Annotated in this window: 4 protein-coding genes and 1 pseudogene; 3 read left to right on the top strand and 2 right to left on the bottom strand. The window is 69.8% G+C overall.

The window, feature by feature from the left end; translation table 11 throughout:
* Positions 1-173: 173 nt before the first annotated feature.
* Both zapE and NQ160_RS18865 read right to left on the bottom strand, forming a co-directional pair.
* Entirely contained in the window at positions 174-1,202 is a 1,029-nt protein-coding gene (gene zapE, locus NQ160_RS18870) for a cell division protein ZapE (RefSeq protein ID WP_257516649.1), read from the bottom strand.
* Positions 1,203-1,242: 40 nt separating this feature from the next.
* The gene (locus NQ160_RS18865) at positions 1,243-2,466 is read right to left on the bottom strand and encodes an alpha/beta hydrolase family protein (RefSeq protein ID WP_257516648.1); all 1,224 of its coding nucleotides are present in this window, start codon (positions 2,464-2,466) and stop codon (positions 1,243-1,245) included.
* Between the two features lie 25 nt (positions 2,467-2,491).
* Between NQ160_RS18865 and NQ160_RS18860 the strand changes: the two genes are divergently transcribed.
* From NQ160_RS18860 to NQ160_RS18850, 3 genes and pseudogenes are all read left to right on the top strand, one after another.
* Positions 2,492-3,082 (top strand): DUF3000 domain-containing protein, encoded by a 591-nt coding sequence (locus NQ160_RS18860; protein ID WP_257516647.1) that lies wholly within the window; start codon positions 2,492-2,494, stop codon positions 3,080-3,082.
* Positions 3,075-4,271, top strand: coding sequence for a ribonuclease D (locus NQ160_RS18855; RefSeq protein ID WP_257516646.1), 1,197 nt, complete (start codon positions 3,075-3,077; stop codon positions 4,269-4,271). Before NQ160_RS18860 ends, NQ160_RS18855 begins: the two co-directional genes overlap by 8 nt.
* A gap of 73 nt (positions 4,272-4,344) precedes the next feature.
* Positions 4,345-4,703, top strand: a pseudogene (locus tag NQ160_RS18850) (acetyl-CoA C-acyltransferase); the annotation flags it as partial.

The following is a 4,703-nucleotide window of genomic DNA, read 5'->3' as shown; positions in this document are numbered from 1 at the left end:
TTGATCGGTGACAGGGGTCACGTCGCGGTGAGTACGGGTTTCCGCGGCGTGCACGCCCAGTCTCGCGAGGCGCCGTTTCTGCCAGCGTGCAGGTCGTGTTTCGCGTTGGTTACGCGGTGACGCGCACGGTAAACATCACGTTTCGCGCCGCCGTGAGGGCCCTCCCGAATCGCTCAGGAGTGGGTGAGTGCCACGAGGCGCGAGATCGCCCGGAGGTATTTCTTGCGGTAGCCGCCGGCGAGCATCTCGTCGCCGAAGACCTGGTCCAGCGCCACGCCGGTCGCCCGGATCGGCAGTTCGGCGTCGTACGCCCTGTCGACGAAGGCCACGAACCGCAGGGCGGCGGACTGGTCCTCGAGACGGGTGACGTCGCGAAGCCCCACCGCATGCAGTCCCTCGATGAGACGGATGTAGCGCGATGGGTGAACGGTGGCCAGATGTGCGATGACGGCGGAGAACTCGTCGTCCGACACGGTTCCGGAAGCGGCGGCATCCTCCAGCGCACGCTGGTACTCCGCCTCATCGAGCACCACGGCGTGGCCGTCTACAGAGCGCTGACGGTAGTCGGTGCCGTCGATGCGCAGTGTCTGGAAGCTCTCGGACATGGCGTGGATCTCGCGCAGGAAGTCCTGGGCGGCGAAGCGGCCCTCGCCCAGGGCGTTGGGCGGAGTGTTCGACGTGGCCGCCAGACGGGTGCCCGAGGACACGAGCTCACCCAGCAGGCGCGTCATCACCATCGTGTCGCCCGGGTCGTCCAGCTCGAACTCGTCGATGCACAGCAGGTCCGCACCGCGGAACAGCTCGACGGTCTTCTGGTAGCCGAGCGCCCCGACCAGCGCCGTGTATTCGATGAACGAGCCGAAGTACTTCCGCCGCGCGGGCAACGCGTGGTAGATCGCGGCCAGCAGGTGGGTCTTGCCGACGCCGAATCCGCCGTCGAGGTACATGCCCGGTTTGAGCTCGGGCGCCTTCTTGGCGCGGCGGAAGAAGCCGCCGCGCGCCGCCGGGGCTCCACCGTTCGCGAACGCGGAGAGGAGCTCCTTTGCCTGCTGCTGGGACGGATAGGTGTCATCCGCACGGTATGTGTCGAACGTCGCGTCGTCGAACTGCGGCGGGGGTACCAGGGATGCGACCATCTCGTCACCGGTGACCCGGGGCTGGCGCTCGCTCAGATGCACGATGCCCGTGCCGGTGGTCGTCATGTGAGTCGATCCTAGTCGTGGCGCGACGGCCCGGGCCCGCTCACGCCTCGGAGGCGGAGTCCGCGAAGGCGAGCTGGTGTGCACGCAGCCAGCTGGTGATGCGGCTGCTCCACCTCTGCTCGTCGTAGTTCCACAGCTTGGTGTGGCGGGCGACGTCGAAGACTTCGAGCTCGACGAGGTCGGGCCGCGCGACGACCAGGTCGTGGGAGGCGTCGGAGGGCACGAACCCGTCGTCGTCGCTGTGGAGGATGAGGATCGGATGCCGCAGTTCCCCCGCACGCGCGACGACGTCCAATCGGTCGAACGGGATCGGCGCCCCGGCACCGGTGACGGGCGTAGCCCATCCGGCGCCCAGCGCGGCGATCGCCAGCTTCGTGACGACTCTGGGGAGCCTCAGCAGATCGGCCTGGTAGGCGAGCACGACGCGCCAGTCGATCACCGGCGAGTCCAGCACGATGCCGGCGATGAGATCGCGGTGCGGCGAGTTCAGCTCGACCTGCAGCGCGATCGCGCCCCCCATCGACCACCCCATGAGCACGATGCGCTTCGCCCCGTGGCGCCGCGCGAACTCGAGGGCGGCTTCGATGTCGCGCCACTCCGTCGCGCCGAGGGCGTAGGTGCCCGACCTGCTGCGGGGGCCTTCGCCGTCGTTGCGGTACGACACCAGCAGGGAGGTGATGCCGGCGGCATGGAACACCGGGACCGCGCGCAGGCACTCGGCGCGTGTCGTGCCGCGCCCGTGCACCTGGATCACCCAGGTGTCGGTGGCCGCTTCAGCCGGAAAGAGCCACGCCGGGCACGGGCCGACCGGTCCGCCGATCAGCTCCGTCGTGTAGGGCAGGTGCAGCTGACCGGGGTCGCTGTAGTACCAGCCGCTGAAGGCGGCGTCGGGTGCGAGTGTCGCGTCGGCGGGAACATGGGTGAGGAGCTTGCGGGTGACGGTGGCCCGGTCCTCCGAGAGCACCGAGCCCAGCTTGACGTACGAGGCCGTTCCGGTGGTGAAGAGGCCATATCGCCCGGGAAGCTCGGTGTCGGGCGTGCGCGAGAGGGTGATGGTCTGCGCGGCGGGGTCGACCTGCACGATGGTCGTGTCTGGGGTGCGCCCGGCCGGCGTGACCACGCGACGTGCCATGCTCACGGACAGAAGCCCCATCCACCCGAGCACGCCGCCAAGCGCGGTGCCGAGGGTGACGAGGACGGCGCCGACGAGGGTTCGCGACGAGAGCGAGGCGCCGGGCGTGACGGCGCGCCTGGAAGCCATCATTGTGCGCTCACTCTAGTCTGTCGACGTGGATGATCCGCGCCCTCCTGCGGAGCCCCAGACGTTCGCCGAAGCGGCGGACCGAATGCGCTCCCTCGCCTTCCGCTCCGACTACGTCGTGCGTGAGATCCCCGCGCCCAGCGGGCTCGCCCCCGACGCCCTTGCGCTCGCCGGCGATGTGCGGCCCGAGGAGCACGGCGTGGACTCGCCGTACGGCACGGGACGGTTCGTCCTGCTGCACGATCCGACCGGTGACGACGCCTGGGGTGGATCGTGGCGCATCGTCTGCTTCGCGCAGGCGCCGCTCGAGACCGAGATCGGCACCGATCCCCTGCTCGCCGACGTCGCCTGGTCATGGCTGGTCGACGCACTGGATTCCCGCGGAGCCCGATATCACTCCGAATCCGGCACGGCGACGAAGACGTTGTCGAAGGGGTTCGGCTCGCTCGCCGACGAGGGCGACGGCGCGCAGATCGAGCTGCGCGCGTCGTGGTCCCCGACCAGCGACATCGCGCACCACGTGCGGGCGTGGGCAGAATTGGTATGCATGTTGGCGGGTCTGCCGCCAGGGTCGGAGGAGATAGCTGTGTTCGGACCGCGTCGGAGCGCCCGTGGTTGAGTACCGCGTGATCGAGGATGCCGAGGGGCTCGAGGCGGCCTGTCAGGCTCTGGCCGCCGGGCACGGCCCCGTCGCCGTCGACGTGGAGCGGGCCAGCGGCTTCCGCTACTCGCAGCGCGCCTACCTCGTGCAGGTCTTCCGGCGCGACGCCGGCGTCTACCTGTTCGACCCGCCCGCCATCGGCGACATGACCCCGTTGCAAGCGGCCATCGGCGGCGAGGAGTGGGTGCTGCACGCGGCGAGCCAAGACCTCCCGTCGCTGCGCGAGATCGGCCTCGAGCCGCCCTCGATCTTCGACACCGAGCTGGCGGCCCGGCTGCTCGGGCATGATCGCGTGGGCCTCGGAGCCGTCGTCGAAGACACCCTCGGCATCACGCTCGACAAGGCCCACTCGGCCGCGGACTGGTCCACTCGCCCGCTGCCGCAGGCGTGGCTGGAGTATGCCGCCCTCGACGTGCTGCTGCTGGTCGACGTGCGCGATGTGCTCACAGAAGAGCTGGCCGAGCAGGGCAAGACGGAGCTGGCCGCCGAGGAGTTCCAGGCGGTGCTCGAGCGCGCTCCCAAGCCACCCCGTGAGGAGCCTTGGCGCCGTCTGAGCGGACTGCACACGGTGCGCGGCCGCCGAGGCCTCGCCGTGGCGCGGGCGCTGTGGACGGCGCGCGAGGAGTACGCGCGTGAACAGGACGTCTCACCGGGCAGGCTGGTGCCCGATCGGGCGCTGGTCGCCGCGGTGCGGGCGGACCCTGCGAGCAAGCAGGAGCTGTCGAAGGTCAAGGAGTTCACCGGGCGCGCGAGCCGCTCGCAGCTGGACCGCTGGTGGGCGGCGATCGAAGCCGGTCGCGCCGACGAGTCCCTGCCGCCCGAGCGCGGGTCGGGCGACAGCCTGCCGCCGCCGCGCGCGTGGGCGGACCGCAACCCTGCGGCCGACGCCCGGCTCAAGGCCGCGCGGCCGGACGTCGAGAAGATCGCCGAGGAACTCGGGATGCCGACGGAGAACCTCCTCACCCCCGACACCCTGCGCCGTCTCGCCTGGACGCCGCCGGAGCCGATCGACGTGGCATCCGTCTCTGCCGCACTCGCGGCGCAGGGAGCGCGGCCCTGGCAGATTGAACGAACTGCACAGGCGATCACCGACGCGTTTGTGCGTTCCGTGCAAACGGTGTCGGACGCGCCGGAAACCGCTTCGTAGGTTCAGCCCAACCGATTCTCGCCGCCTCATAGGGATTCCTAGGCTGGTGGAAATCCCTATTTTTGGAGGCAGAGTGGCCGAGATTTCGGACGTCTTCTTCGTCGACGGTATGCGCACCCCTTTCGGGCGCGCCGGCGAAAAAGGCATGTACTGGAACACCCGATCCGATGACCTCGCCGTCAAGGCGACCATCGGACTCATGCAGCGCAACCCGAAAGTGCCCGCCGACCGCATCGACGACGTCGCGATCGCTGCTACCAGCCAGACCGGCGACCAGGGGCTGACCCTGGGCAGGTCGGTGGCGATCCTTGCAGGACTCCCTCAGACGGTTCCCGGTTTCGCCATCGACCGCATGTGCGCCGGCGCGATGACGAGCGTCACCACGATGGCAGGCTCCATCGGCGTCGGCATGTACGACATCGCCCTCGCCGG

The sequence above is a fragment of the Microbacterium sp. zg.Y909 genome (genome assembly GCF_024626565.1).
The sequence above is the reverse complement of the archived record's forward strand: the minus strand, read 5'-3'. Positions and strand labels throughout refer to the sequence as shown.